22 protein-coding genes, 2 tRNA genes and 3 rRNA genes are annotated in these 25,984 nt (G+C 41.4%); 8 read left to right on the top strand and 19 right to left on the bottom strand.

The features are described 5' to 3' along the window. Positions 1 to 36: 36 nt before the first annotated feature. From PNIG_RS01420 to cutA, 7 genes are all read right to left on the bottom strand, one after another. Positions 37 to 1,380: an N-acetylmuramoyl-L-alanine amidase gene (locus PNIG_RS01420; RefSeq protein WP_041454319.1), complete on the bottom strand. Its 1,344-nt coding sequence runs from the start codon at positions 1,378 to 1,380 to the stop codon at positions 37 to 39. A 52-nt stretch (positions 1,381 to 1,432) separates the two neighbouring features. Beyond that, entirely contained in the window at positions 1,433 to 1,909 is a 477-nt protein-coding gene (gene tsaE, locus PNIG_RS01415) for a tRNA (adenosine(37)-N6)-threonylcarbamoyltransferase complex ATPase subunit type 1 TsaE (protein ID WP_011326980.1), read from the bottom strand. 130 nt (positions 1,910 to 2,039) lie between these two features. Then, positions 2,040 to 3,380, bottom strand: a complete 1,341-nt coding sequence (gene accC / locus PNIG_RS01410; RefSeq protein WP_011326979.1) for an acetyl-CoA carboxylase biotin carboxylase subunit — start codon at positions 3,378 to 3,380, stop codon at positions 2,040 to 2,042. A 26-nt stretch (positions 3,381 to 3,406) separates the two neighbouring features. Then, the gene (accB, locus tag PNIG_RS01405; protein ID WP_011326978.1) at positions 3,407 to 3,871 is read right to left on the bottom strand and encodes an acetyl-CoA carboxylase biotin carboxyl carrier protein; all 465 of its coding nucleotides are present in this window, start codon (positions 3,869 to 3,871) and stop codon (positions 3,407 to 3,409) included. Positions 3,872 to 3,904: 33 nt separating this feature from the next. After that, complete coding sequence (aroQ, locus tag PNIG_RS01400; protein ID WP_089367623.1) at positions 3,905 to 4,357, bottom strand: type II 3-dehydroquinate dehydratase; 453 nt, start codon at positions 4,355 to 4,357, stop codon at positions 3,905 to 3,907. Between the two features lie 226 nt (positions 4,358 to 4,583). Further along, complete coding sequence (locus PNIG_RS01395; protein WP_089367622.1) at positions 4,584 to 6,395, bottom strand: protein-disulfide reductase DsbD; 1,812 nt, start codon at positions 6,393 to 6,395, stop codon at positions 4,584 to 4,586. Further along, positions 6,395 to 6,715, bottom strand: coding sequence for a divalent-cation tolerance protein CutA (gene cutA / locus PNIG_RS01390; RefSeq protein ID WP_011326975.1), 321 nt, complete (start codon positions 6,713 to 6,715; stop codon positions 6,395 to 6,397). The genes PNIG_RS01395 and cutA overlap by 1 nt, the downstream gene beginning before the upstream one ends. Before the next feature lie 179 nt (positions 6,716 to 6,894). On the opposite strand from cutA, the gene PNIG_RS01385 reads away from it, so the two are divergent. The 4 genes from PNIG_RS01385 (at position 6,895) to rnk (ending at position 10,103) form a co-directional block, all read left to right on the top strand. Continuing rightward, entirely contained in the window at positions 6,895 to 7,371 is a 477-nt protein-coding gene (locus PNIG_RS01385) for an FxsA family protein (RefSeq protein ID WP_011326974.1), read from the top strand. Positions 7,372 to 7,478: 107 nt separating this feature from the next. Beyond that, positions 7,479 to 7,766: a co-chaperone GroES gene (locus PNIG_RS01380; RefSeq protein WP_011326973.1), complete on the top strand. Its 288-nt coding sequence runs from the start codon at positions 7,479 to 7,481 to the stop codon at positions 7,764 to 7,766. A gap of 48 nt (positions 7,767 to 7,814) precedes the next feature. Next, positions 7,815 to 9,458, top strand: a complete 1,644-nt coding sequence (gene groL, locus PNIG_RS01375) for a chaperonin GroEL (RefSeq protein ID WP_011326972.1) — start codon at positions 7,815 to 7,817, stop codon at positions 9,456 to 9,458. 231 nt (positions 9,459 to 9,689) lie between these two features. After that, positions 9,690 to 10,103 (top strand): nucleoside diphosphate kinase regulator, encoded by a 414-nt coding sequence (rnk, locus tag PNIG_RS01370; RefSeq protein ID WP_041454318.1) that lies wholly within the window; start codon positions 9,690 to 9,692, stop codon positions 10,101 to 10,103. Between the two features lie 868 nt (positions 10,104 to 10,971). Here the strand turns inward: rnk and rrf are convergent. From rrf to PNIG_RS01345, 5 genes are all read right to left on the bottom strand, one after another. Further along, positions 10,972 to 11,086: ribosomal RNA gene (rrf, locus tag PNIG_RS01365) — 5S ribosomal RNA — on the bottom strand. Between the two features lie 145 nt (positions 11,087 to 11,231). Further along, a 23S ribosomal RNA gene (locus tag PNIG_RS01360) occupies positions 11,232 to 14,120 on the bottom strand. 307 nt (positions 14,121 to 14,427) lie between these two features. Further along, positions 14,428 to 14,503: transfer RNA gene (locus PNIG_RS01355), tRNA-Ala, on the bottom strand. Positions 14,504 to 14,613: 110 nt separating this feature from the next. Then, positions 14,614 to 14,690: transfer RNA gene (locus PNIG_RS01350), tRNA-Ile, on the bottom strand. A gap of 76 nt (positions 14,691 to 14,766) precedes the next feature. Then, a 16S ribosomal RNA gene (locus PNIG_RS01345) occupies positions 14,767 to 16,302 on the bottom strand. The 16S, 23S and 5S rRNA genes sit together here with 2 tRNA genes alongside, the layout of an rRNA operon. A gap of 633 nt (positions 16,303 to 16,935) precedes the next feature. On the opposite strand from PNIG_RS01345, the gene PNIG_RS01340 reads away from it, so the two are divergent. Further along, positions 16,936 to 17,415 (top strand): RNA recognition motif domain-containing protein, encoded by a 480-nt coding sequence (locus PNIG_RS01340; RefSeq protein ID WP_011326970.1) that lies wholly within the window; start codon positions 16,936 to 16,938, stop codon positions 17,413 to 17,415. On the opposite strand, the gene murI is transcribed toward PNIG_RS01340, so the two are convergent. Both murI and PNIG_RS01330 read right to left on the bottom strand, forming a co-directional pair. Further along, positions 17,378 to 18,175, bottom strand: coding sequence for a glutamate racemase (murI, locus tag PNIG_RS01335; RefSeq protein ID WP_089367621.1), 798 nt, complete (start codon positions 18,173 to 18,175; stop codon positions 17,378 to 17,380). The genes PNIG_RS01340 and murI overlap by 38 nt on opposite strands. A gap of 77 nt (positions 18,176 to 18,252) precedes the next feature. Beyond that, on the bottom strand, positions 18,253 to 19,380 hold the full coding sequence (locus tag PNIG_RS01330) for a DUF5610 domain-containing protein (protein WP_089367620.1): 1,128 nt from the start codon (positions 19,378 to 19,380) through the stop codon (positions 18,253 to 18,255). 167 nt (positions 19,381 to 19,547) lie between these two features. Here PNIG_RS01330 and trmA point away from each other — a divergent pair, with 167 nt between their 5' ends. After that, complete coding sequence (gene trmA / locus PNIG_RS01325; protein WP_089367619.1) at positions 19,548 to 20,651, top strand: tRNA (uridine(54)-C5)-methyltransferase TrmA; 1,104 nt, start codon at positions 19,548 to 19,550, stop codon at positions 20,649 to 20,651. 63 nt (positions 20,652 to 20,714) lie between these two features. Here the strand turns inward: trmA and PNIG_RS01320 are convergent, their stop codons facing one another. Genes PNIG_RS01320 through ccoG form a run of 4 tightly spaced genes read right to left on the bottom strand, consistent with a single transcriptional unit; the run spans position 20,715 to position 24,488 of the window. Then, positions 20,715 to 21,353, bottom strand: coding sequence for a thiol:disulfide interchange protein DsbA/DsbL (locus tag PNIG_RS01320; RefSeq protein WP_011326966.1), 639 nt, complete (start codon positions 21,351 to 21,353; stop codon positions 20,715 to 20,717). Positions 21,354 to 21,373: 20 nt separating this feature from the next. Further along, on the bottom strand, positions 21,374 to 21,997 hold the full coding sequence (locus tag PNIG_RS01315) for a thiol:disulfide interchange protein DsbA/DsbL (RefSeq protein WP_089367618.1): 624 nt from the start codon (positions 21,995 to 21,997) through the stop codon (positions 21,374 to 21,376). A 34-nt stretch (positions 21,998 to 22,031) separates the two neighbouring features. Further along, a complete protein-coding gene (locus tag PNIG_RS01310) occupies positions 22,032 to 23,006 on the bottom strand; it encodes a serine/threonine protein kinase (protein WP_089367617.1) in 975 nt (324 codons plus the stop codon). A gap of 51 nt (positions 23,007 to 23,057) precedes the next feature. Then, positions 23,058 to 24,488, bottom strand: a complete 1,431-nt coding sequence (gene ccoG, locus PNIG_RS01305; protein ID WP_089367616.1) for a cytochrome c oxidase accessory protein CcoG — start codon at positions 24,486 to 24,488, stop codon at positions 23,058 to 23,060. Positions 24,489 to 24,768: 280 nt separating this feature from the next. Here ccoG and PNIG_RS01300 point away from each other — a divergent pair, with 280 nt between their 5' ends. Both PNIG_RS01300 and PNIG_RS01295 read left to right on the top strand, forming a co-directional pair. After that, positions 24,769 to 25,128 carry a hypothetical protein gene (locus PNIG_RS01300; protein ID WP_089367615.1) on the top strand — a complete coding sequence of 120 codons (360 nt, stop codon included), beginning with the start codon at positions 24,769 to 24,771 and terminating at the stop codon, positions 25,126 to 25,128. After that, positions 25,128 to 25,334 (top strand): hypothetical protein, encoded by a 207-nt coding sequence (locus PNIG_RS01295; RefSeq protein WP_089367614.1) that lies wholly within the window; start codon positions 25,128 to 25,130, stop codon positions 25,332 to 25,334. Before PNIG_RS01300 ends, PNIG_RS01295 begins: the two co-directional genes overlap by 1 nt. Before the next feature lie 48 nt (positions 25,335 to 25,382). On the opposite strand, the gene PNIG_RS01290 is transcribed toward PNIG_RS01295, so the two are convergent. Continuing rightward, positions 25,383 to 25,970, bottom strand: a complete 588-nt coding sequence (locus tag PNIG_RS01290) for a UPF0149 family protein (RefSeq protein ID WP_011326960.1) — start codon at positions 25,968 to 25,970, stop codon at positions 25,383 to 25,385. Positions 25,971 to 25,984: the final 14 nt, after the last annotated feature.

Below are 25,984 nucleotides of genomic sequence, written 5' to 3'. Positions count from 1 at the left end.
CAACTTCCTAACAAACATGGCTCTAATGATAAGCAATTAACTTTGCGGTATATCGAGTTCTTGGCCAATAAATAAGGTATTAGAGCTTAATTTATTCGCCTGCTTTAACTTGTTTATAGTTATGCCGTAGCGACTCGCTAACATGCTTAACGACTCCCCCGGGCGAACTTTATGCTTGGTTGGATATTGCGACTTTAACTTGGCAAATAAAGAATCGTCAGGTGGATTTTTTAAGTAATAATTTTTAATTGAGGTAAATATAGCTTTGGCTAAACGCTCTTGGTGATTAGCACTTTTTAGCAATTTTTCTTCACGGGGATTAGAAATAAACCCTGTTTCGATTAAAATAGAAGGAATGTCTGGTGACTTTAATACTGCAAGACTCGCATGTTGAGGGTCTTTTTTATGTAACTTTGCCACCTTACGCAGCTCTTTTACTACTTCATCAGCAACGCTCAAACCGGTTTTCATCGAATGATCCATCGACATATCAAGCAGTGCTTGCGCTAAGTACTTTTCATTGGCGGCATCTTTTATTACATCTGCCGCGCCACCTAAAAGCTCAGAGTGTTTTTCTTTATCTTCAATCCATTTACCTATTTCTGAGTTAGCACGGCGCAGTGATAACACCCACACTGAGGCACCATTTGGACCTGGGCTCGTAAATGCATCAGCATGAATAGAGACAAAAAAATCAGCTTTTTTCTCACGAGCACGATTGGTGCGGGTATTGAGCTTTACAAAGTAATCGCCGCTGCGCACCATACGCGAAATCATCCCGCGCTCAGAGTCAATCATCCTCTCTAAGCGTTTAGCTATTTGTAATGTAATCGTTTTTTCATAGGTACCCGATGGGCCAATTGAGCCAGGGTCTTCGCCACCGTGACCAGCGTCAATCGCAATAACAATATCGCGCTCTTGGCTTAATTGACGGTTTTTAGCCGCTGTTTGCGCTGGTGATACTGCTGTGGATGATTCACTTTTATCATATAGATCAACAACCAACCTGTTTTTATAGGGGCCCGTTGGTGCTAATGCAAAAACCACAGGCTTTACCGGGGCACTCAATTCAAATACAAAGCGCACGCTGTGTTTATTTTTTGGTTTAGAATAACGAAGCTTACTAACAATTTGATGCTCAGGCGGAATACCGGGTAACACTTTAAGCTCCCGTGTTTGCTCTAAATCAACCACTAAACGGCTAGGATTTTTAAGCATAAAATAACTAAAGTCAGGCTTTTCAGTTAAATCAAATACCACCCGAGTGCTATCGGGAGATGGCCAAACACGCACACTATTAATGGTATTTTGTGCCCATAGCGACGAACTCATAGTGATAGCTACAAGATAAATAAAGAGTTTAATTACACCGCGACTCATGTTGATAGTGACTGCCTTGACTATTTTATTATTTGTTATATAACCAATTTTATTACTCTGAGGTTAAGTTATTTAGTTTTTCAATAATTACGCTACCACGCTCACTGGCACTATTAATAACGATATTTCGCTCATCGCCTACATAGCTTAAGGTAATATTTAAATCTGGCACAGGAATAAACTCTCCGCCTTTTTCTGGCCATTCAACCACACAAATTGCTTGCGCTGAAAAGTAATCGCGTATTCCCATATATTCAAGTTCTTCTGGATCGCCTAAACGATACAAATCAAAGTGGTAAACATTAGCGCGCTCCAGCTCATATGGCTCTACTAAGGTATACGTTGGACTTTTAACCTTACCTGTATGGCCAAAACCTTGCACTATGCCACGTGTAAAGGTGGTTTTACCCGCGCCTAAATCGCCATGTAAATAAATTACCGCACCTTGCTCTATAATAGCCGCAATTCGATTGCCCATTGTTACCGTGGCAATATCATCACTCAAGTGAGACTTAAAACTACGTGACATTATTACCTTTACCTCAAAAATTTATTAAAGCGCATATTTGTTAATCATACCAGATTATTTATTTAAGGTGATACAGCCAATTTTTAAAGATAAAAAAACCGGCTAAGCGCCGGTTTCTATTAACGAGGAATTATAGTCCCAATTTTTTCTCAAGATAGTGGATATTAGTCCCACCATTTTGGAAGTTTTCGTCTGCAAGAATTCTTTTATGCAGCGGAGTATTGGTTTTAATACCGTCGATTACTAATTCATTTAGTGCGTTACGTGCACGAGCAATTGCTACGTCACGGTTTTCACCGTAAGTAATTAGCTTACCAATCATTGAATCGTAATGTGGTGGAACCGTGTAGTCAGCATAAATATGGCTGTCCCAACGAATACCTAAACCACCCGCAGGATGAAAACGTGTAATTTTACCCGGTGACGGAATAAAGGTTTCTGGGTCTTCTGCGTTAATACGACATTCAATTGCATGGCCGCGAATAACAACATCGTCTTGAGTGAACGACAATGGCTGACCAGCAGCAATTTTTAGCTGTTCTTTAACTAAATCAATACCTGTAACCATTTCAGTAATTGTATGCTCAACCTGAATACGGGTATTCATTTCGATAAAATAAAACTCGCCGTTTTCGTATAAAAACTCAAACGTACCAGCTCCACGATAACCAATTTCAATACAGGCACGCGTACAGCGCTCACCAATAAATTTACGTGTTTCTGCTGTAATTCCTGGAGCGGGTGCTTCTTCTACTACTTTTTGGTGACGACGTTGCATAGAGCAATCACGTTCACCTAAATGCACTGCATTACCTTGGCCATCAGCTAAAATTTGTACTTCGATATGACGTGGGTTTTCAAGGTATTTCTCCATGTAAACCATGCCATTACCAAAGAACTGCTTCGCTTCTTGTTGGGTTAATGCAATTGAATCAATCAGTTCAGCTTCGCTGCGCACAACACGCATACCGCGACCACCACCGCCACCGGCGGCTTTAATGATTACCGGATAACCAATGCGCTTAGCAATTTGCATATTGCGCTCTTTGTCATCTGATACTGGACCATCTGAGCCTGGTACACACGGAACACCTGCTTTACGCATTGCTGCGATTGCAGATACTTTATCGCCCATAAGACGAATTGTATCGCCAGTAGGACCAATAAATACAAAACCACTTTGCTCAACTTGATCGGCAAAATCAGCATTTTCTGCAAGAAAACCATAACCAGGATGAATCGCTACAGCGTCAGTTATTTCAGCCGCGGCAATAATACGCGGAATATCTAAATAACTTTCTGTTGCTGCTGGTTTACCAATACAGATGGTTTCATCTGCAAGCAATACATGCTTAAGATCGCGATCTGCCGTTGAATGCACAGCAACCGTTTTGATCCCAAGCTCTTTGCAGGCGCGCAATATACGAAGTGCAATTTCACCTCGGTTTGCAATGACTACTTTATCTAACATTAGAGTTGGCCTTTTAGGTTGCGCTATTATTCAATGATGAATAAAGGTTGATCAAATTCTATTGGCTCGCCATTTTCAGCTAAAATAGCTTTTACTGTACCAGCTTTGTCTGACTCAATTTGGTTCATCATTTTCATTGCTTCGATGATACATAATGTATCGCCAACTTTAACTTGAGAACCAACTTCTACGTATGCTGGCGCTTCTGGTGAAGCTGCAGCGTAGAATGAGCCAACCATAGGTGATTTAACTTGATGACCTGTAGAGGCTGCTGGAGCAGCGGCTTCAACTGCTGCTGCAGGAGCTGCAGCAACTGGAGCGGCAACTGGTGCTGGTGCATATTGCTGTGGCGCAAACTGAGCATAGCCTGGGCCTGCACTCATGTTATTACGATTTATACGTACTGACTCTTCACCTTCAGTGATTTCTAGCTCAGCAATACCTGACTCTTCTACTAATTCAATAAGTTTTTTGATCTTGCGAATATCCATAAACGGCCCGCCTATTAGTTTGTGTGTTTAAAATTAATTTGAGTTTTGCAATAGGTTTACTGCAGCTTCAAGCGCTGCGTGATAACCCATTGCACCTAATCCACATATTACGCCTTGCGCCACATCAGAAAAATACGAATGATGGCGAAACGCTTCACGTGCGTGCACGTTGCTTAAATGCACTTCAAAAAACGGAATATCAACACTTAACAATGCATCACGTAATGCGACGCTCGTATGCGTAAATGCAGCAGGATTAATAATTATGTAATCAATCGCTTGCCAAGTATCGTGAATACGCTCTATCAGTGCTTGCTCACTATTACTTTGGAAGTGCGTTAACTCAACATTTAAACTATCAGCGGCACATGTTAGTTCGCTCATAATTTCGCTTAGCGTACGTGAACCGTATTTATCTGGCTCACGTTTACCTAGCATATTTAAATTTGGGCCATTTATAACTAAAAGCTTGAATTTTGCAGCCATAATACGCGATATATCCTATAAGTAATGAGTTAAGCAGTCGTTAGCTAATTTTTTACAAAAATGTGAGTATAAAAAATAAGATAACAACAATTTCTCACGTTAACCAACTATTATAGTGATTTCGACGTAAATAACAGCAAAATACTGGTCTTATCTCTGTATTGGGTACAAGTGTTGAGGCAGTAGTAATAGCCCCACCTTTAAATTATGGGGGGCTATTATATTGCTACTTTACGCTGGCGCGTAGTGTAGATAGGTGCTGAGCAAAATCTTCAGCATTCAAAAAGCCGGTAACACGTTGTGCACTTAGCTCCTCTCCTTGGGTATTAAAAAACAAAATACTAGGTAAACCAAACACCGTATATTCTTCCATTAGTTCGATTGTTTTGTTATCGCTGTCGGTTAAATCGACTTGAATAAGCTCAAAGTGACTAAACTCATTTTGCACTTTTGCATCGGGAAAGGTGTAATGCTCAAATTCTTTACACGCAATACACCAATCAGCATATAAGTCGACCATAACCAGTCGGCCTTGCTCATTAGCGTGAGCAACGGCTGCTTTTAACTCAGTTAAATTGGCTACTTGCTTAAACTCATTACTTTGCGCACTTACTTGCATTGTTTGCATGTGTACTGGCCAAAAATAATTTTTAGTTAAGTTAAAGCCACTAACAACGAGTAACGTTGCAGCAAACCACAGTGCTGTTTTTAATTTTCCTTGTGTTTGGCTACTTTGCCAGTGATGCAAGTAAAGCGCGGTTGCCAAGGCCAATACTCCCGCCATTAATAAAATAACATCGGCATCTAAAAGGCGCTCAAGTAATATAAGTGGCACAACTAGCATAATAAAGCCAAATAGGGTTTTAACTTGTTCCATCCAGCCACCGGCTTTAGGCAATAATTTTCCGCCCGATGTACCGAGTAACAATAATGGCAGTCCCATCCCTAAACTCAGTACATAAAGCGTTAATCCCCCCACTAAATAGTCGCCACTTTGTGCTACAAACAATAGCGCCGCTGACAAAGGTGCGGTGGTGCAAGGCGAGGCAATCAAGCCCGATAATACGCCCATTAAAAACACACCAACGTAGTTGCCACCTTTTTGGTTATTACTTACTTGGGTTAACTTGTTCATCATGCCACTTGGTAGCTTTATTTCGTACCAACCAAACATCGACATTGCTAATAATACAAACAATAAACTAAAGCTAATAAGTACATAAGGGTGCTGCAAATAACCTTGAACTTGCCCGCCAAGTGCGGCCACAACCAAACCTAATGCCGCGTAGGTCACTGCCATACCTTGAATATATACAAATGATAACGCGAAGGCTTTTTTAGTTGAGAGATTTTTTTGCCCAGCAATTAAGCTCGACAAAATTGGAAACATTGGAAATACACACGGTGTAAAAGCCAGACCAACACCAACAACAAAAAATATCAGTAAATTAGTAATTAGCCCTTGGCTTGCTAACTGCTCGGTAAAGGTCAGATCTTTTTTAGGCGCATTGCTTGTCGGCGCATTAGCCTGACTTAATGCTGTAAATGCGTTTGCAGAGGTTGCACTGTGCGTAGCATCATCAGCATTTTGCAGCTGTTCACCGGCAATTTTGTTTAGCGGAATACTAATAACTTCAGGTGGGTAACATAACCCAGCTTCAGCACAACCTTGGTAACGCACTTTTACTACTGCTCCCTCAGTTACATTACTGAGCTTACTAACAATACTAAGTGCATTAAAAAAAACTTCTGTTTTACCAAAGAACTCATCTTCGATAACTTCTCCATTACCTAAGTCGCCTACTTCTATATTCGCGCCTTTGGCAATAATCTCTATTTTATTTTTATATAAGTAGTATTCAGGTGCAATATCCCAGCCTATAAATAAAGTATTATCTTGCTGATCAAAATCAAATACAAATGCTTGGTCTACTTGTAAAAAGGTTTGTTGTGGAGGTGCAAGTAAATCACCAAGTATATTATTAGCCTTAGCTGGAGCCGCTAATAATGCAACCAGTAACAAAAAGAAAAAACGCATTAATTAAGTACCTCATCCATCCAATTAAAATAAGCTAGGTTACCCGTTGCCACATCAACAACCTGGATCTCTGGCACTTCGTAGCTGTGTAATGCTTTAATAGTTAAAAATACATCGTTCATTTTATCTAACTTTGTTTTGATCAATAGTTTAGCTTCGGTTGCCTCAACTACTTCACCTTCCCATATATAAATAGAAGCTACCTTTGGTAGAATATTCACACATGCAGCCAGTTTTCTCTCAACTAATGCTTTTGCCAGCTCTCTTGCTTCATTTTCATCTTTGCAGGTAGTAAAAATAAGTTTAAATTGCGCCGCCATAATGAACCTTTATGTGTTTAATAATGTCTGTAAGCATAGTATCTGATAGCGTATGTAATGTGTAGGTGCTATAACTGCAAAAAAATAGTAATAGCGCTTACTGTATCCTTGAAATTAGACCGCTCCACCCTCACTTATATTTCATCAACTCTTTTGAGTTTCATTATTTAGAGAGCTTTATGTTTAGATTTTTATTTGTGTTGTTTATCATTATTCCTATTATTGAAATCGCCTTACTTATACAAGTAAGCGAGGTAATAGGTGGTTTTTCGACAATTGCGCTAGTAATTATTACCGCGATTTTAGGCGCAAAAATGGTAAAACAACAAGGTATGAGCGCGCTACAAAAAGCACAAACTCAAATGGCCGAAGGGCAAATGCCTGCGAAAGAATTATTTACTGGTATATGCGTTATTATAGCTGGCGTATTATTGTTAACGCCTGGCATTATGACCGACGTTTTTGGGCTACTATTATTAACGCCAGTAATTCGCAACAAACTGGCAGCCGGCCTTGCTAGCCAAGCTACTGTACGTATGAGTGCAGGTATGCAACAAGGTGGTTCACCATTTACCCAGCACAGTCAAACTGAGGCAGATCCTCATCAAGTGAACAAACCGACCATCATAGATGGTGAGTTTGAACGAAAAGATTAATTTTTTTAATTTTACGCTTGGATTTTGGCGTAACACCCCCATTATTGAATGCAACCAATATAAGCTTTTTTCTGCCCTTCGCAGAAACTGTTAGGAGAACTAAATAAATGAATATTCGTCCTTTACATGATCGCGTGATCGTTAAGCGTCTAGAAGAAGAAACAAAATCTGCTGGCGGTATTGTATTAACTGGCTCTGCAGCTGAAAAATCAACCCGCGGAGAAGTTGTAGCCGTAGGTAATGGTCGCATTTTAGAAAGCGGTGATGTTAGAGCATTAGAAGTTAAAGCCGGTGACACTGTGTTATTTGGCTCATATGTTGAGAAAGTTGAAAAGATCGAAGGTCAAGAGTACCTGATCATGCGTGAAGATAATATTTTAGGCATTGTAGGCTAAACCTACTTTTCGTTTATAAACATTTAAGAATTTAGAGGAATTTAAAACATGGCAGCAAAAGAAGTACTTTTTGCAGGTGACGCACGCGCTAAAATGCTAACTGGCGTAAACATCCTGGCAAACGCAGTAAAAGTTACATTAGGTCCTAAAGGCCGTAACGTTGTACTAGATAAATCATTTGGCTCTCCAGTTATCACTAAAGATGGTGTATCTGTAGCAAAAGAAATCGAACTTGAAGACAAGTTTGAAAACATGGGCGCACAAATGGTTAAAGAAGTTGCATCTAAAGCTAACGATGCAGCCGGCGATGGTACAACTACCGCTACAGTACTTGCACAGTCTATTGTAAACGAAGGCCTTAAAGCTGTTGCAGCAGGCATGAACCCAATGGACCTTAAGCGCGGCATCGACAAAGCAGTAATTGCTGCTGTTGCAGAGCTTAAAGCGTTATCTGTTCCATGCTCTGACACTAAAGCAATTGCACAAGTAGGTACTATTTCAGCTAACTCTGATAAAGAGATTGGCGACATCATTGCACAAGCAATGGAAAAAGTAGGCCGTAACAGTGGTGTTATTACTGTAGAAGAAGGTCAATCACTAGAAAATGAACTCGATGTTGTTGAAGGCATGCAGTTTGACCGTGGTTACCTATCTCCTTACTTTATTAACAGCCCAGAAAAAGGTACTGTTGAACTAGATAACCCATTTATTCTACTTGTAGATAAAAAAATATCTAACATTCGCGAATTATTACCAACATTAGAAGCAGTTGCTAAAGCAAGCAAGCCACTACTAATCATCGCAGAAGACCTTGAAGGCGAAGCATTAGCTACATTAGTAGTTAATAACATGCGCGGTATTGTTAAAGTATCAGCAGTGAAAGCTCCTGGTTTTGGCGACCGTCGTAAAGCAATGCTACAAGATATCGCTGTATTAACTGGCGGTACTGTGATTTCAGAAGAAATCGGCCTTGAGCTTGAAAAAGCAACAGTTGAAGACCTAGGTACAGCTAAGCGCGTAATTATCACTAAAGATGATACAACTATCATTGATGGTGCTGGCGAAGAAGCAGGTATTAACGGCCGTGTTTCACAAATTAAAGCACAAATCGAAGAAGCAACATCAGACTACGATAAAGAAAAACTACAAGAGCGCATGGCTAAACTAGCTGGCGGTGTTGCAGTAATCAAAGTTGGTGCTGCGACTGAAATGGAAATGAAAGAGAAAAAAGACCGCGTTGAAGATGCATTAAATGCAACTCGTGCAGCGGTTGAAGAAGGCGTAGTACCTGGCGGCGGCGTTGCACTAGTTCGTGCAGCAAGTAAGCTTGTAGATTTAGTTGGCGACAACGAAGATCAAAATCACGGCATTAAGGTTGCACTTCGTGCAATGGAAGCGCCACTTCGTCAAATCGTAACAAACGCAGGTGACGAAGCTTCAGTTGTAATTAACGCAGTTAAAGCAGGTTCAGGTAACTTTGGTTACAATGCTGCTACTGGCGAATACAATGACATGATTGAAATGGGTATCCTAGATCCAACTAAAGTAACACGCTCTGCACTACAATTTGCAGGGTCTATTGCGGGTCTAATGATCACTACCGAAGCTATGGTAGCTGAAATCCCTAAAGATGATAGCGCTCCTGATATGGGTGGCATGGGCGGTATGGGTGGAATGGGCGGTATGATGTAAACCCCACCTAAACCTCCCGGTTAAAAAAACCCAGCCTCGGCTGGGTTTTTAATGTTATAGAAAAAATAAAAAACTAACTATACTCTTAGTCACTTAAGTACTATTGCTTAAGATAGTTGATTATTGAGTTGCAAATAAAAATTACTTCAACGTATTCTAGTGCAATTAAGCTTATGCCGAATCATACTCAGAGTAAGTTTTATTTACATAAACATTATTAAGGATATTGAGTTGAATAAAAGACCTGAAATAATCATCTCATCATTAGATGCAGATAGACTATATGATTTAATCGAATCATTGCCAGCAAACAGTTTTGCGGGTGAAAAAGAACTTGAAGCAGAATTAGGACGAGCAACTATAGTTGATCCTAAAGACGTTCCAGCAACAATAGTTACCATGAATTCGACGGTAAATTTTGTTGTAGAATCTTCAAAAGAAGAATTTAATTTAACTCTTGTCTACCCGAAAGATCTTGACGCTAGCGGCCAAAAAATATCAATTTTAGCCCCTATAGGCGGCGCTTTACTTGGGCTATCACAAGGAGATGAAATTGAATGGCCTAAGCCTGGTGGAGGTTTAATAAAAGTAAAAATAAAAGAAGTAACCTACCAACCTGAAAGAGTCGGCGAACTACATAGATAATTTAACGAAGCTAATAAGTAGCTCCTAGCGCATTAAATTAATTAAAAACCCAGCTCATGTTGGGTTTTTAGTTTGCGCTATCATTTTAGCTCAAATCATTTCACAATATCACTTCCATAAACTTACTAACTGTTAAGCGTGATAATAACCGGGAGTTAATTCCAACAACCCATTAAATATTCTAATTTATAATTAGTGCAGACCACTAAACTCGATAAATTGCTTGTCGTAGGTAAAACTGAGGCAATTATAGCTCCCACCTCACTAAGGATATAATACGGCAACACTTGCTAATTACCACAGATGCTATGCCATCCGGACAGCACCCAGTGGCCATTACTAGTCACCCATATTGATAGATATGTAAAACCTGCCAATGATACTCTTACCTCCATATTTGCCATAGCTTAATCCAGTTGAGCAAGTATGAGCATGGATAAATATACTCACTTAATAAATAGCATTTGCTATCGATGCACTACGCAGTAGAAAAGCAACAATCTAGCTATTTTTGATGCTCTTTATCGTCGGGTGTCGCTACGCTCGCCCAACCTACGCGGGAGACTTGTGTACATTATTCACCCACACTTCACTTTTCTGCAGACGTAAAAAAGCCCGAATCGTTAAATTCGGGCTTTCTACAATTTGGAGCCTGGCAATGTCGTGGTGCCCACAGCAGTGGAGAGTCACAGTGCAAATGCACTAAACTCATTGGCTAGTGATGATGTTTTTATGATTTGAGTGTCGGGTGTCGCTACGCTCGCCCGACCTACGCGGGAGACTTGTGTACATTATTCACCCACATTTCACTTTTCTGCAGACGTAAAAAAGCCCGAATCGTTAAATTCGGGCTTTTTTACAATTTGAAGCCTGGCAATGTCCTACTTTCACATAGCAAATGCTACACTATCATCGGCGCTGTTTCGTTTCACTACTGAGTTCGGCATGGGGTCAGGTGGGTCCAAAACGCTATTGTTACCAAGCAAATTAGGGCGTTAATTCGTATCACTACAAATTAACTGAATTTGGAAAATATCTGATAATATTTTTTAAGTCTTTGCGTAAATATCTACTTTAGCAATATTAACTTCTTGCTTGAACTGTCACATAAAACGCGTTTGGCGTTGTATGGTTAAGCCTCACGGGTAATTAGTACAAGTTAGCTTAATGCCTCACAGCACTTCCACATCTTGCCTATCAACGTTGTAGTCTCCAACGGCCCTTCAGAGAGCTTATAGCTCTAGTGAGAAATCATCTCGAGGCCTGCTTCGCGCTTAGATGCTTTCAGCGCTTATCAGTTCCGAACGTAGCTACCGGGCAATGCCATTGGCATGACAACCCGAACACCAGCGGTTCGTTCACTCCGGTCCTCTCGTACTAGGAGCAACCCCTCTCAATTCTCAAACGCCCACGGCAGATAGGGACCGAACTGTCTCACGACGTTCTAAACCCAGCTCGCGTACCACTTTAAATGGCGAACAGCCATACCCTTGGGACCGACTTCAGCCCCAGGATGTGATGAGCCGACATCGAGGTGCCAAACACCGCCGTCGATATGAACTCTTGGGCGGTATCAGCCTGTTATCCCCGGAGTACCTTTTATCCGTTGAGCGATGGCCCTTCCATTCAGAACCACCGGATCACTATGACCTACTTTCGTACCTGCTCGACGTGTCTGTCTCGCAGTTAAGCTGGCTTCTACCATTACACTAACCGTACGATGTCCGACCGTACTTAGCCAACCTTCGTGCTCCTCCGTTACTCTTTAGGAGGAGACCGCCCCAGTCAAACTACCCACCAGGCACTGTCCGTAACCCCGATTCAGGGGCCAACGTTAGAACATCAAAACTACAAGGGTGGTATTTCAAGGTTGACTCCAACAAAACTAGCGTCTCATCTTCAAAGTCTCCCACCTATCCTACACATGTAGGTTCAATGTTCAGTGCCAAGCTGTAGTAAAGGTTCACGGGGTCTTTCCGTCTAGCCGCGGGTACACAGCATCTTCACTGCGATTTCAATTTCACTGAGTCTCGGGTGGAGACAGCGTGGCCATGGTTACACCATTCGTGCAGGTCGGAACTTACCCGACAAGGAATTTCGCTACCTTAGGACCGTTATAGTTACGGCCGCCGTTTACCGGGGCTTCGATCAAGAGCTTCTCCCTAAGGATAACCCCATCAATTAACCTTCCGGCACCGGGCAGGTGTCACACCGTATACGTCATCTTGCGATTTTGCACAGTGCTGTGTTTTTAATAAACAGTCCCAGCCACCTGGTCACTGCGGCTCCCGTCCGCTTAGAGAGCAAGTCTCATCACAGATAGGAGCGTACCTTCTCCCGAAGTTACGGTACGATTTTGCCTAGTTCCTTCACCCGAGTTCTCTCAAGCGCCTTAGTATTCTCTACCTGACCACCTGTGTCGGTTTGGGGTACGATTCCATATAATCTGAAGCTTAGAGGCTTTTCCTGGAAGTATGGCATCAACAACTTCATCACCTTAGTGACTCGTCTCGTGTCTCAGGTTTAGTGTTCGTCCGGATTTACCTAAACAAACGCCCTACTCACTTTCACATGGACTACCAACGCCATGCTTGCTTAGCCTGCTCCGTCCCCCCATCGCAATTATATCGAGTACAGAAATATTAATCTGTTTCCCATCGACTACGCCTTTCGGCCTCGCCTTAGGGGTCGACTTACCCTACCCTGATTAACATGGGATAGGAACCCTTGGTCTTCCGGCGTGGGAGTTTTTCACTCCCATTATCGTTACTCATGTCAGCATTCGCACTTCTGATACCTCCAGCAACCCTCCCGGATCACCTTCAACGGCTTACAGAACGCTCCCCTACCACTCATCCTAAGATGAATCCGCAGCTTCGGTGCATAGTTTAGCCCCGTTACATCTTCCGCGCAGACCGACTCGACCAGTGAGCTATTACGCTTTCTTTAAAGGATGGCTGCTTCTAAGCCAACCTCCTGGCTGTCTGGGCCTTTCCACATCGTTTCCCACTTAACTATGACTTTGGGACCTTAGCTGGCGGTCTGGGTTGTTTCCCTCTTCACGACGGACGTTAGCACCCGCCGTGTGTCTCCCGGATATTACTTTACGGTATTCGGAGTTTGCAAAGGGTTGGTAAGTCGGGATGACCCCCTAGCCTTAACAGTGCTCTACCCCCGTAAGTATTCGTCCGAGGCTCTACCTAAATAGATTTCGGGGAGAACCAGCTATCTCCCGGTTTGATTAGCCTTTCACTCCTAACCACAAGTCATCCCCTAACTTTTCAACGTTAGTGGGTTCGGTCCTCCAGTTGATGTTACTCAACCTTCAACCTGCTCATGGCTAGATCACCGGGTTTCGGGTCTATACCTTGCAACTATTCGCCCAGTTAAGACTCGGTTTCCCTACGGCTACCCTAATCGGTTAACCTCGCTACAAAATATAAGTCGCTGACCCATTATACAAAAGGTACGCAGTCACCCAACAAGTGGGCTCCTACTGCTTGTACGTACACGGTTTCAGGTTCTATTTCACTCCCCTCACAGGGGTTCTTTTCGCCTTTCCCTCACGGTACTGGTTCACTATCGGTCAGTTGGGAGTATTTAGCCTTAGATGATGGTCCACCTATATTCAGTCAAAGTTTCACGTGCTCCGACCTACTCGATTTCACTTAAAATGTCTTTTCATGTACGGGACTATCACCCTGTATCGTGGCGCTTTCCAGCAGCCTTCCATTAACACATAATAAGCTTAAGGGCTGTTCCGATTTCGCTCGCCGCTACTTTCGGAATCTCGGTTGATTTCTTTTCCTACGGGTACTTAGATGTTTCAGTTCTCCGCGTTCGCCTCGTTAACCTATGTATTCAGTTAACGATACCTGCAAGCAGGTGGGTTTCCCCATTCGGAAATCCTAGTCTCAAGTGCTTTTTACTAGCTTGACTAGGCTTATCGCAAGTTAATACGTCCTTCATCGCCTCCAACTGCCAAGGCATCCACCGTGTACGCTTAGTCACTTAACCATACAACCCAAACGGGTCTTTGTTGTGTGACAGTTTAACTTCGCCAGAAGTTAATATTGAATACTAAAGTAGATACCAATCAATCAACTCCTAAAAGTTAATTAAATGGCACTGAATGGTACTGCTACCATTCTTTTTTTACTTTTGAAAACTCTTGATAAATAACAATGTTATTCATCAAAATTTTATTATCAGCTTTTCCAAATTTTTAAAGAGCAAGAGAAATAAAAACTTCTCAAAATTAAACACACTTCATTCTCAGGTCGTTTATGACCCGATAAAGAATATTTATTTTTAAGAAGTAAAGTGGTGGAGCTAAGCAGGATCGAACTGCTGACCTCCTGCGTGCAAGGCAGGCGCTCTCCCAGCTGAGCTATAGCCCCACATATGCTGGTCTTACTGTTTGTATACCGACTTCGATTTGAGACAAGGCGTAAGTAGAGGAGGTTTAGATAACTAAACGACGAAACTTACACGAAGTATCAAGAAGAAGTGGTGGGTCTGAGTAGATTTGAACTACCGACCTCACCCTTATCAGGGGTGCGCTCTAACCAGCTGAGCTACAGACCCAAACAATAAGTGTTGTTCTCTTTACAATTAACAATCATCTGTGTGGACACTACGAACAAATAAGTTCTAAATCGTATAAGGAGGTGATCCAGCCCCAGGTTCCCCTAGGGCTACCTTGTTACGACTTCACCCCAGTCATGAATCACTCCGTGGTAAACGTCCTCCCGAGGGTTAGACTATCTACTTCTGGAGCAACCCACTCCCATGGTGTGACGGGCGGTGTGTACAAGGCCCGGGAACGTATTCACCGCGTCATTCTGATACGCGATTACTAGCGATTCCGACTTCATGGAGTCGAGTTGCAGACTCCAATCCGGACTACGACGCACTTTAAGTGATTCGCTTACCTTCGCAGGTTCGCAGCACTCTGTATGCGCCATTGTAGCACGTGTGTAGCCCTACACGTAAGGGCCATGATGACTTGACGTCGTCCCCACCTTCCTCCGGTTTATCACCGGCAGTCTCCTTAGAGTTCTCAGCATTACCTGCTAGCAACTAAGGATAGGGGTTGCGCTCGTTGCGGGACTTAACCCAACATCTCACAACACGAGCTGACGACAGCCATGCAGCACCTGTATCAGAGTTCCCGAAGGCACCAAACCATCTCTGGTAAGTTCTCTGTATGTCAAGTGTAGGTAAGGTTCTTCGCGTTGCATCGAATTAAACCACATGCTCCACCGCTTGTGCGGGCCCCCGTCAATTCATTTGAGTTTTAACCTTGCGGCCGTACTCCCCAGGCGGTCTACTTAATGCGTTAGCTTTGAAAAACAGAACCGAGGCTCCGAGCTTCTAGTAGACATCGTTTACGGCGTGGACTACCGGGGTATCTAATCCCGTTTGCTCCCCACGCTTTCGTACATGAGCGTCAGTGTTGACCCAGGTGGCTGCCTTCGCCATCGGTATTCCTTCAGATCTCTACGCATTTCACCGCTACACCTGAAATTCTACCACCCTCTATCACACTCTAGTTTGCCAGTTCGAAATGCAGTTCCCAGGTTGAGCCCGGGGCTTTCACATCTCGCTTAACAAACCGCCTGCGTACGCTTTACGCCCAGTAATTCCGATTAACGCTCGCACCCTCCGTATTACCGCGGCTGCTGGCACGGAGTTAGCCGGTGCTTCTTCTGTCAGTAACGTCACAGCTAGCAGGTATTAACTACTAACCTTTCCTCCTGACTGAAAGTGCTTTACAACCCGAAGGCCTTCTTCACACACGCGGCATGGCTGCATCAGGCTTGCGCCCATTGTGCAATATTCCCCACTGCTGCCTCCCGTAGGAGTCTGGGCCGTGTCTCAGTCCCAGTGTGGCTGATCATCCTCTCAAACCAGCTAGGGATCGTCGCCTTGGTGAGCCATTACCTCACCAACTAGCTAATCCCACTTGGGCCAATCTAAAGGCGAGAGCCGAAGCCCCCTTTGGTCCGTAGACATTATGCGGTATTAGCAGTCGTTTCCAACTGTTGTCCCCCACCTCAAGGCATGTTCCCAAGCATTACTCACCCGTCCGCCGCTCGTCAGCAAAGAAGCAAGCTTCTTTCTGTTACCGCTCGACTTGCATGTGTTAGGCCTGCCGCCAGCGTTCAATCTGAGCCATGATCAAACTCTTCAATTAAAAAGTTTTATGTCTTTCGACAGCTCAATGAATTCTGAATTTATTTTAATATCTTTTGATATTGAATTGACTGTGCCGAAGCAACTTATAAATAAGTTACTTCTGTTGGTCACTCAGTTTTCAATTGAGACTCTAATTTGTTTGCCTTACTTAGCGAACTAAGCTTGGCTGTTAGAACTCAATCTGTACGAGTGCCCACACAGATGATTGCTTTATATTGTTAAAGAACGTTTTGAGTCGCTTTAGCGCCTCAAGGGATGCGTATAATACATCCTTTATTTTTCGAGTCAACACTTAGTTTTAAACTTTCTTTTGGAAGATTTAAAACCGAAGTTTTATTTAACTCTCTAAGTAGTTACTGCCTTGCTATGCTTCGGCGTTTCCCTTCTCAGTGGGGTCGCATTATAGGGAGATCCGAAAACAGATCAAGCCTTTTTTTAGATCTTTTCACTGTTCGAACAAAATGTAATCGATAGCAAGTGAAACATGATAAAAACATGTATAAAACGATGCTTTTTCACCCTGTTTTATATTATTTACTATAAATTTTATTGCTATGTTGAATTAAGGCGTTAAGATAGCAAGTTCACAATGTTAAATTAATGTTTATTTCCTGTTTATTGGTAGATCAAAATGAAATTACCCGATCAAAAATCTTTTATCCTCTCAGTTATTCTTGCTGTTGTTGGTTTTGTTATAGTTAAGTTCGCACTTGAAAGCCTAGAGTTAGACCCTGCACTACTATTTGCTGTTGGTTTGCTCATTGGTGGTATTGTTATTGCTGCGATGTCGTCTGACGGTGTAGTAGAAGCCGAAGTAAAAACCAAAACGCTTTATGTTGGTAACCTTCCTTATCGTGCAAACGAAGGTGTGGTACGTGCTTTATTTGAAGAGCAAGGCAAAGTGTTCAACGTTCGCTTATTAAAGGACAAAAATACAGGTAAGCGTCGTGGCTTTGGTTTTGTTGAAATGGCGCAAGCTGATGCCGACAATGCAATAGCGCAGTTAAACGATAGCGAGTTCCAACAACGTACCTTAAAGGTACGTGAAGCAAAACAAAAACAAGAAGATGATTCTAACGCTCTTCGTTCTGAGCCGGATCAATCAGTGTAACTAGCTTTACAGCTAACTTACTACTCACACTAGCCGTTGAATAATATTGCAGCGGCTTTTTTGTATCTGCAATATTGTTATTCGTTAAATTAAGCTGGCTAATTAAGTAATGAACTCGCTTAGCAATCGCTGCACCTGAATCAAGTAGCTGCACTTTCCTATTAAAGTACTGACTAATCGGCTCTGCCAAAATAGGAAAATGCGTACAGCCTAATACTAATACATCTATAGACTGATCTATGTTTAAACGATCGAGTTCTTGGTGCAGTTTAGTTGTATCTAAACTTTGTTCGAAAAACAGACGCTCGGCTAAAGTAACTAGTTCAACGCTACTATATAAGCTAACTGCTATATTGTTGGTATGTTCTTGTATGAGTGTGCGCGTATAGGGACTTGATATAGTTGCTGGAGTTGCCAGTAGGCCGATATGTTTAGATTGTGTAAGTTGCGCAGCAGGTTTTATCGCCGGTACCACCCCCACTATAGGAATAGTAGTAATTTGGCGCACTGCCCCAAGCGCAGAAGTAGAGGCGGTGTTACATGCAATGACAATTAAATCTACATTAAGCGCTTGCTGGTTAATAAAGTGAATGAGTGCGCATAAGCGATTAATAATCGTTTGCTGTGACTGAGCGCCGTATGGCAATAGTGCATTATCCATAAAATAGCTGTATTGCGCATCTGGAATACTTTGCTGAATATGTTCAAGTACCGTAGTACCACCAATACCTGAATCAAAAACCATTATGTGCGCTGACAAACTACTGTCCTTATTCTAAGTTAAGAACGGCAGTTTGCCATGTGATTTTTATAAAAGAAAGTAGTTTAGTGGTACAACTATTGTTGATTGGCTAGCTCGTCCGTTGCTGCATTTAATTGATTAAGGTTTTCGAACATAGCTTTGGTGTAATCTACCAATTTATCTATTTCTGCTTGATCTTGATTTAACCACTGCACAATACCCGATAACTGGTTTTGTATGCCCAGCTCTGTGGCTTTATTAAACACAGCTTTTAAGTCGTCGTTAAACGGCGCTAATTTATCAGCTACTGCTTTTTCAGGAACTGGCTTGTACTCTTCGTAACCTTTAACTGTAGCGACTGTTTTGGTTTGTCGTAAATCCATTGAAAAAGCCACCAGCTGTTCGTTGCCTAAGCTTAGTGCTTGCGCCTCTTCAAATGCTTTATCTAAGTCACCACTGAAAAAGGTGCTACTTACACTTTGTAAGTCAGCCATTAGCTCATTAATCGCCTTTTGTTCATTCTCATTTAAATCGCCATTAACCGACATAGAAAATGACAACTCACGAGACTGCGACGACTCACTTACAAAAGATCCACTATTCCCATTTTGCTGATAACGACTGGCTGATTGTGACTCATAAGCATCAGCAAAACTAATACTCACTTCGTCTCCTTCGGCGGTAGTAAATTTATATTCTGCTTTGTTACTTAAACTTGCATACTGAGCTTGGCTAACAGAGACACTGGCAGGTTTAGGATTAAATAAATCGTCTTCAAATTTGTCCAGGCCATTAAATATGCCTTCTTTACATTTATTAATACCCTGTGCGATATCGTCGTTAAACACGCCATTGCCTTTTAATTCATCAACCGCGTCATCAATCCCTATTTGCACACCTTTTCGAGCATCACCTAACATACCTTTGAGTTTTTCATCGTCGGCACCATTGGCTTTTGCTTTACGTACTGCACTGGTAACGAAGTCTAAAACGTTTTTAACGATTTCATCAAAATCAAAAAGCGGTTTATCTTTTTTCGGCTCGCTTATCGGTAAGCCAAGAGCTTGAGCCATTTTGTCACCGAGCACTTTGGCAGCAAGTTCTTTACCGCGCTGCTGATAGTTATCTTGAGGCGACTGTATTGTAGGTTGCTGTAAAGCCCCTTTATTACCGTATTTATTAATATTGTGGTTTGGAACAAAGCCAAAGTTACCGATTTTCATGATCCGACTCCTATCTATGCTTGCCTTACTTATCGGCACTGTAAGTTATTTCTGTAGCTAGATGCTCAAAAAAAAACCAATATATATTTCATCAAAACTAGACAAATACATCTCGCTCCCTACAATAGCGCCGATAAACAGCTCTCAAAGATAAGGTTATAGCGTTAATGGCAGTTATTAAAATAGACACCACACAGTACGATGCGCAGTTAAGCGAAAAAGAACAGCGTATTGCTGCCCAATTTCAACGTTTTGGTGTGGATAAACTTGAGGTATTTAGCTCAGAGCCGATTAACTACCGCCAACGCGCTGAGTTTAGAGTATGGCACGATGGTGACGATCTGTTTCATATAATGTTTGATCAACAAACTAAAGACAAAATTCGCGTTGATAGCTTTGACCCTGCCGCTCCTTTGGTAGGTGAAGTGATGCAAGTAATGATTGATAATTTAAAGTCGTGTGAAATTTTGCGTCGTAAACTATTTCAGATTGATTACTTATCTACGCTAAGCGGTGAGATTTTAGTGAGTCTGTTATATCACAAGCCACTTGATGAGCATTGGCTGAGTGAAATTAACGCGCTTAAAGAAAAGTTAAGCAATAAGTATAAAATTGACTTTATTGGCCGTGCCCGCAAACAAAAAGAAATGCTTGGTGATGACTACGTTACCGAACGCTTAAACGTGAATGGCCAAGAACTAATATATCAGCAGGTAGAAAACAGCTTTACCCAGCCAAATGCCAAAGTAAATATTAAAATGCTAGAGTGGGCGCAAGACTTATGTAAGCCACTTAAAAATGATTTACTTGAACTTTATTGTGGCAACGGTAACTTTTCTATTGCGTTAGCGGGTTCGTTTAATAAAGTGCTGGCAACCGAAATATCAAAGTCGTCGGTACACTCAGCGCAGTACAATATAGCGCAAAACAAAGTTGCCAATTTAGATATTATTCGCATGTCGAGCGAAGAGTTTACTCAAGCCATGAATGGCGAGCGTAGTTTTTCTCGCTTAGAAGGTATAGATTTAAACAGCTACAATTGTCAAACCATTTTAGTTGATCCGCCACGTGCCGGTATGGATACTCTAACGTGTGACTTAGTAGCAAATTACGAAAGTATTATTTATATTTCGTGTAACCCAGAGACACTAGAGCGCGACCTTGATCACTTAACCCGCACCCATGAAGTTAAACGCTTTGCGATTTTTGATCAATTCCCTTATACGCACCATATTGAGTCGGGTGTATTTTTACAAAAAAAGAATATTTAAAATTACCAGCTAAAAATTACCCATAAAAAAAGCTCCTTAGGAGCTTTTTTTATGGGATTAACTTTACTTGCTTGCCAAGTAGTTAATTAATTTAGTGATATCTGCTGGTTCGCTAATACCCGATTCGCGGCCTAGAAGTAGTTTGTACTTACCATTTACGATAAAAGTAGGTACGCCACGCAATGCACCTTTCTCTTTAAAGTAGTCTTGGTCGCGCTTCATTTTTGAGCTTAATGTACGTACCGAAAAGCTTTTAAATAACTTATCGAACTTATCGCCATCAACGCCTTGGGCTACAAACACATCTTTTACGTCGGCTAGCTCATTAAAATTTGCGCGCTTGGTATGAATGTGGCTAAAGATAGCCGCAATAATTTTATCTTTTTGTGGTAACACTTCAGCCGTTGCTAACGCTTGGCTAATCATTTGTTGATGCTCGGTATCGCGTACACCAACAAAATCAACGTGGCTCTTTTTAAACTTTACGCCTTTATCAAGCATTGGTTTAATTTCGGCTACCAGTGGCTCCATGTTATTACATGCAGGACAGTAAAATGAGAAAAACTCTTTCACTTCTGGTTTTTTAGTTGCGCGCTCAGACACAACCTCATAATGCACACCTTCCTCAAAGGTTGCTGCAAAACTTGTTGCAGCAAAAGGTAGTAATACAGCAAGCAAACCTGCTTTAACTAATTTTATCATTATTATATGGCTCCAATATTTTATAGTGCGAGTAAAAATGAAACTAACTCATCAAGCTCTTCTTGGCTCTTGATGGTATTTAGATTGATTTTATATTTGTCGTTTACAATAAAAGTAGGAACGCCTGTTAACGCACCTAATTTTGAGTATTTATTTTGTTTATCTTGCATTGCTTGTTCAGCTGCAATAATTGGCATACTGGCAATATCTTGATCAAATGTATCGCTACTAATGCCATTTATATCTAATAATTTTTTTAGATCTTTAATTTCAGTCAGTGGTGCGCGCTGAACATGAATACTTTTAAAAATCTTGTCTGTAATCGTATCTGCTTGTCCGTGCTTTTTAGCAACTAAATAAGCTAGGCTCAAGTTACTTTGTGCTTGTGGTGATACGCCGCCTAAAAAGTTAACGTGATTTTTTATAAACACCGCACCTGTAGGTAGGTTTTCTTCAATTGCGTGTGCAACCGGTTCAAACTTGAAACAATGCGGGCAATAAAACGAAAAGTATTCGGTAACTTGTGGTGTAGTACTTTTTTCGATATCGATAACTGTATATTGATTACCTACTTCAAAGTTTGCTGCAAGTGCTGCAAAAGGTAGACAAAGAAGTAGTAGGCTCAGTTTTAATTTTTTAAGCATTAGTCTCTCGTTGTACATATTTTTGAATAAAATGTTATGGCAATAATTTTAACGGTGCTTCTTGCAATGCGGCAAGCTGCTCTTTAAGTGCTAAAATTTGTTGCTCCCAGTATTTGTCATCGGCAAACCATGAAAAGTTCCGCACAAAAGCCGGATCGCTCCATCGTTTTGCAACCCACCCCATGTAATGGATGATACGCATAGCCCGAAGTGGTTCGATCAACTTAAGCTGTGAGTGATCAAAATCACAAAATTCTTCATAGGCGGTTACTAAGGTATCTAACTGTAACAGCTGCGTTTGTCGATCGCCACTTAGCATCATCCATAGATCCTGAATGGGTGGCCCCTGGCGACTATCATCTAAATCAACAAACATTAACGCATCGCCTGCCCATAATATATTGCCAGCATGGCAATCCCCATGCAAACGTATCGTTTTTACATTGATATACTGTGTTTGAGCCTGCTTAATAACCAAATCTAAAATGGTATAAAAAGCAGTTTCTAATCCCATAGGTACTAAGTTACTTTTTTGCAGATGAACTTTTGCTGTATGTAAGTACTCTTCGCAGGTTAGGGTGGGCCTTTGTGTAAATGGTTTTGTTTTAGCAACTTGGTGCATTCTGCCAATTAAGCGCCCTAGTACATCAAGTTGATCTAAGTTATCGACTTCAAATAAACGCCCGCCAACACTTGGAAATAAAGTAAATAAATAGCCTTGGTGTTCAAATAAGCTTTGCCCGTTATATTCCATTGGCGCAACAACCGGTACTTCGGCCTCTGCTAACTCAAAGGCAAAGTCATGCTCTTCTTGTATTTGCTCCTCGCTCCAACGCTCTGGACGATAAAACTTAACAACGTAGCGTTTTCCGCCTTCTGCTACAAATTGATACACTCTATTTTCGTAACTATTTAATGCCAATAAACCAGACTCAACATAAATACCAACACTTTCTATGGCATCAAGAATTAGATCTGGTGTTAAATCAATAAAGCTAAATTTACTCATACACTTCTTATATAAAATAAAAGCGGGGAACACCCCGCTTTTTGTTAAACTTTACCGCGCTTTAAAAAAGTTACTCGACTGTGATATTTGATTGTCGGGCTCGCCTACCGGCGATAGCACAAAGTTAAATTCTGTCATTGGCGCTTTTAAGTCATACGGATCCATAACCAGTGATAAAGGCACATTGTGCGATTGCCCTGCGTTAACCCTAAACGTTTGTTTACCTATGTACTTAAAGTTATCGAGCCCTTGCACTTTAATTGTAAAGGTTTGCTCATACTGCGCTTTGTTGATCACTTTTAAGGTGTAGGTGTTTTCTACCAACCCTTCAAAATTAACCCTATATAACTGATTACGATCGCGAATAATATCAAATTCCATCGTTTTACGCAGCGCAATATTGGCAACCAAGGCACTGGTTAAAATAACCAGGATCACTATATAACCAATAATTTTTGCCCGCAGTGGGTTGGTTTTATTCTCTGGCGTTTCTAAGTTTCGCTCAGTGGTATAAGAAATAAGTCCGCGTGGATAATTCATTTTATCCATCACCCCATCACATGCATCAATACAAGCGCCACAGTTAATACACTCTGCTTGTAAGCCATTACGTATGTCTATACCGGTTGGGCACACTTGCACGCATAAATTACAGTCAATACAGTCGCCTATTTCTAAATCTTCATGTGCCACTTTGCGCGAGCGTGGGCCACGGCTTTCACCGCGTTTTTCATCATACGATACTGTATAGGTATCTTTATCAAACATGGCTGACTGAAAACGTGAGTATGGGCAAATATGTAAACACATAATTTCGCGCATCCACCCAGCATTACCGTATGTACAAGCAGCAAAAAAGATAATGCTCATTAAAGCATAGCTACCGGCATTAAAGGTAACAAAGTCAGGGAGTAGCTCACGAATAGGGGTAAAGTAACCAACAAATGTAATTGCTGTATATAAAGAAAACAAAATCCAACTGGTGTGCTTAGCGGTTTTGCGCCAAAACTTATCAAAGTCCATTGCTCGTTGGTCGAGCTTTTTACGTTGGTTTGCCGTACCTTCAAACTTTTCTTCAAACCAAATAAAGGTAAAAGTCCACACCGTTTGTGGGCAGGTATAACCACACCACACTCGTCCATAAAATGTAGTGACCAAAAACAAAGCAAACGCGGCCAACATAAAAATAAAGGCGAGTATGGTAAAGTCTTGCGGCCACAGGGTTAAACCAAAAATGTTGTATTTTTGACCTATTAAATCAAATAAAACGGCTTGCTCACCATTAAAATTTATCCAAGGTAGCAGCATAAATGCCAACAGACCTAAAAAGCCAATTCGCTGCCTAAGAAGTTGGTGCAAGCCATTAACAGCACGCACGTAAATACGATTACGTGGATTAAACCGATCCTGTTGCCCGCTAAGATCCGGCTTTTGAATCTTTACTTCAACTGGTATATTTTTTACTTTAATTTGTTTGTCCATCGAAGTTCCTCAACACCGCTTGGAAATAAAAATTCAGCTATATTCAAGGTTTACCTTATAGTGTAATAACGTACTTATTACGTATAATATTTATAACTAGACTTGAATACTTTCAGATATTTCAGAAATATCTAACTGCTGTTAGCTATTATAACAATATTGACTAAAATTACTGGCATAGATCGCTAATAATTTATTCACTTTAGTTACTTGCTTTTCAAATGCATTTTATTACACTGCAGCATCATTTTATGTTATTTGGATCAAAGTTTACCCAACTATGAAAAAATTTATTATTTTGGTAATAGTAGTCCTCGCCTTTTTCACAGTCGATCACCCTTTGGTGAAAGAACCTCGTGAGCGGTTATTTAACGATGGTATTGACTTTTTAAGTGATGCGAGCAAAGTGAATCGCAGCCCTACTGCCAGTATGGCTAAAAACGAAATTAGTGCGCAGTTAACACTGTCTGAATCTGAGCGTGAGTACACCGAAAAAACATTTACTACCGATGACTCAATAAGATTATTTCACTTACGCTACTGCCGTGAGCGCGACTTAAACCTATATTTTTATGATGAGCGCTTAAATACTGTATGTAAAATAGTATCCGGCTCACTAGAACACATGCGAGGTAAATAATGGACTTTTCTGGATTAAATAAAAAGGCCAGCGACTCATTTCACCAGCAACGTAATATGCTTAAAAAACTCACGCAAGGTAAAACGCTAAAGTGCGAACAATGTAATGGGGTTTTAACACTCGACTTAGCCACCAGCGAGCCGGGCAAAGGGCTGATTAAGTGCAAGCAAGGCTGCACTGATATTATATTAGAGCTAGGCGCTTAAATTTATTTCACGGCTATATTTTAAGCTCAACTCATTACTGCGCCTAAACTACTCTTCCCATCCTTCATCTGTATACAAGCCACTATTAAGTGCGACTATTTCCACTAGCTCTGCAAAGCCTAGCGCAAAGTCGCCCATTAGCTCATATTGCTGCTGGCAAAGTAACTGCTCATCAATACTGTTTTGTAACGCTATTTGGCTAATGGTTTGCCCATCAAGTGCAAAAAAGCTTAATGTGGCTTGAGCGCTTTCGAGGGCTTGTTTATATTCTGCCTCTAACGCGGTTGAACTTAATAACTTTTGAGTATATGACGTTGTTGCCGTTACAAAACCTGCGCTCCAATTACTGCAAAATTCGTAATTATATTGTGCTGGTAATTTATAGCCTACTTCAAATACTTGCTCGCTAATTTGATGGTATAGCGCCATAAATAAAAATAGCATTTCTTCATCTACATTATTAGCTGTATTAGGCAAAATTGCTGCCATCCACTCATGTACGTCTAGAGGCTCAGGAGAGCAAATTACGCCAAATAAATAACCTTGGCTTTGCGTTAGCGTCATCGCTTGAGACTGGGTGTCTAAAAATGTGCTGAGCTGCTTAGCGTGCTGCTCAGTAAATTGGGGTAATTGCATTAAAACTCTTTATA

The organism is Pseudoalteromonas nigrifaciens, from assembly GCF_002221505.1.
In the GTDB taxonomy this organism is placed as follows: Bacteria; Pseudomonadota; Gammaproteobacteria; order Enterobacterales; family Alteromonadaceae; genus Pseudoalteromonas; species Pseudoalteromonas nigrifaciens.
This window is presented reverse-complemented; position numbering and strand designations above follow the sequence as displayed.

Excerpts from the sequence above, each read along its gene's own strand:
- cutA (WP_011326975.1), bottom strand. The coding sequence starts at position 6,715 with ATGGCGGCGCAATTTAAACTTATTTTTACTACCTGCAAAGATGAAAAT.
- PNIG_RS01330 (WP_089367620.1), bottom strand. The coding sequence starts at position 19,380 with ATGAAAATCGGTAACTTTGGCTTTGTTCCAAACCACAATATTAATAAA.
- PNIG_RS01420 (WP_041454319.1), bottom strand. The coding sequence starts at position 1,380 with ATGAGTCGCGGTGTAATTAAACTCTTTATTTATCTTGTAGCTATCACT.
- PNIG_RS01395 (WP_089367622.1), bottom strand. The coding sequence starts at position 6,395 with ATGCGTTTTTTCTTTTTGTTACTGGTTGCATTATTAGCGGCTCCAGCT.
- trmA (WP_089367619.1), top strand. The coding sequence starts at position 19,548 with ATGGCAGTTATTAAAATAGACACCACACAGTACGATGCGCAGTTAAGC.
- PNIG_RS01340 (WP_011326970.1), top strand. The coding sequence starts at position 16,936 with ATGAAATTACCCGATCAAAAATCTTTTATCCTCTCAGTTATTCTTGCT.
- PNIG_RS01290 (WP_011326960.1), bottom strand. The coding sequence starts at position 25,970 with ATGCAATTACCCCAATTTACTGAGCAGCACGCTAAGCAGCTCAGCACA.
- ccoG (WP_089367616.1), bottom strand. The coding sequence starts at position 24,488 with ATGGACAAACAAATTAAAGTAAAAAATATACCAGTTGAAGTAAAGATT.
- accC (WP_011326979.1), bottom strand. The coding sequence starts at position 3,380 with ATGTTAGATAAAGTAGTCATTGCAAACCGAGGTGAAATTGCACTTCGT.
- accB (WP_011326978.1), bottom strand. The coding sequence starts at position 3,871 with ATGGATATTCGCAAGATCAAAAAACTTATTGAATTAGTAGAAGAGTCA.
- PNIG_RS01295 (WP_089367614.1), top strand. The coding sequence starts at position 25,128 with ATGGACTTTTCTGGATTAAATAAAAAGGCCAGCGACTCATTTCACCAG.
- tsaE (WP_011326980.1), bottom strand. The coding sequence starts at position 1,909 with ATGTCACGTAGTTTTAAGTCTCACTTGAGTGATGATATTGCCACGGTA.
- PNIG_RS01320 (WP_011326966.1), bottom strand. The coding sequence starts at position 21,353 with ATGATAAAATTAGTTAAAGCAGGTTTGCTTGCTGTATTACTACCTTTT.
- PNIG_RS01385 (WP_011326974.1), top strand. The coding sequence starts at position 6,895 with ATGTTTAGATTTTTATTTGTGTTGTTTATCATTATTCCTATTATTGAA.
- PNIG_RS01300 (WP_089367615.1), top strand. The coding sequence starts at position 24,769 with ATGAAAAAATTTATTATTTTGGTAATAGTAGTCCTCGCCTTTTTCACA.
- PNIG_RS01310 (WP_089367617.1), bottom strand. The coding sequence starts at position 23,006 with ATGAGTAAATTTAGCTTTATTGATTTAACACCAGATCTAATTCTTGAT.
- PNIG_RS01315 (WP_089367618.1), bottom strand. The coding sequence starts at position 21,997 with ATGCTTAAAAAATTAAAACTGAGCCTACTACTTCTTTGTCTACCTTTT.
- aroQ (WP_089367623.1), bottom strand. The coding sequence starts at position 4,357 with ATGGCTGCAAAATTCAAGCTTTTAGTTATAAATGGCCCAAATTTAAAT.
- groL (WP_011326972.1), top strand. The coding sequence starts at position 7,815 with ATGGCAGCAAAAGAAGTACTTTTTGCAGGTGACGCACGCGCTAAAATG.
- PNIG_RS01380 (WP_011326973.1), top strand. The coding sequence starts at position 7,479 with ATGAATATTCGTCCTTTACATGATCGCGTGATCGTTAAGCGTCTAGAA.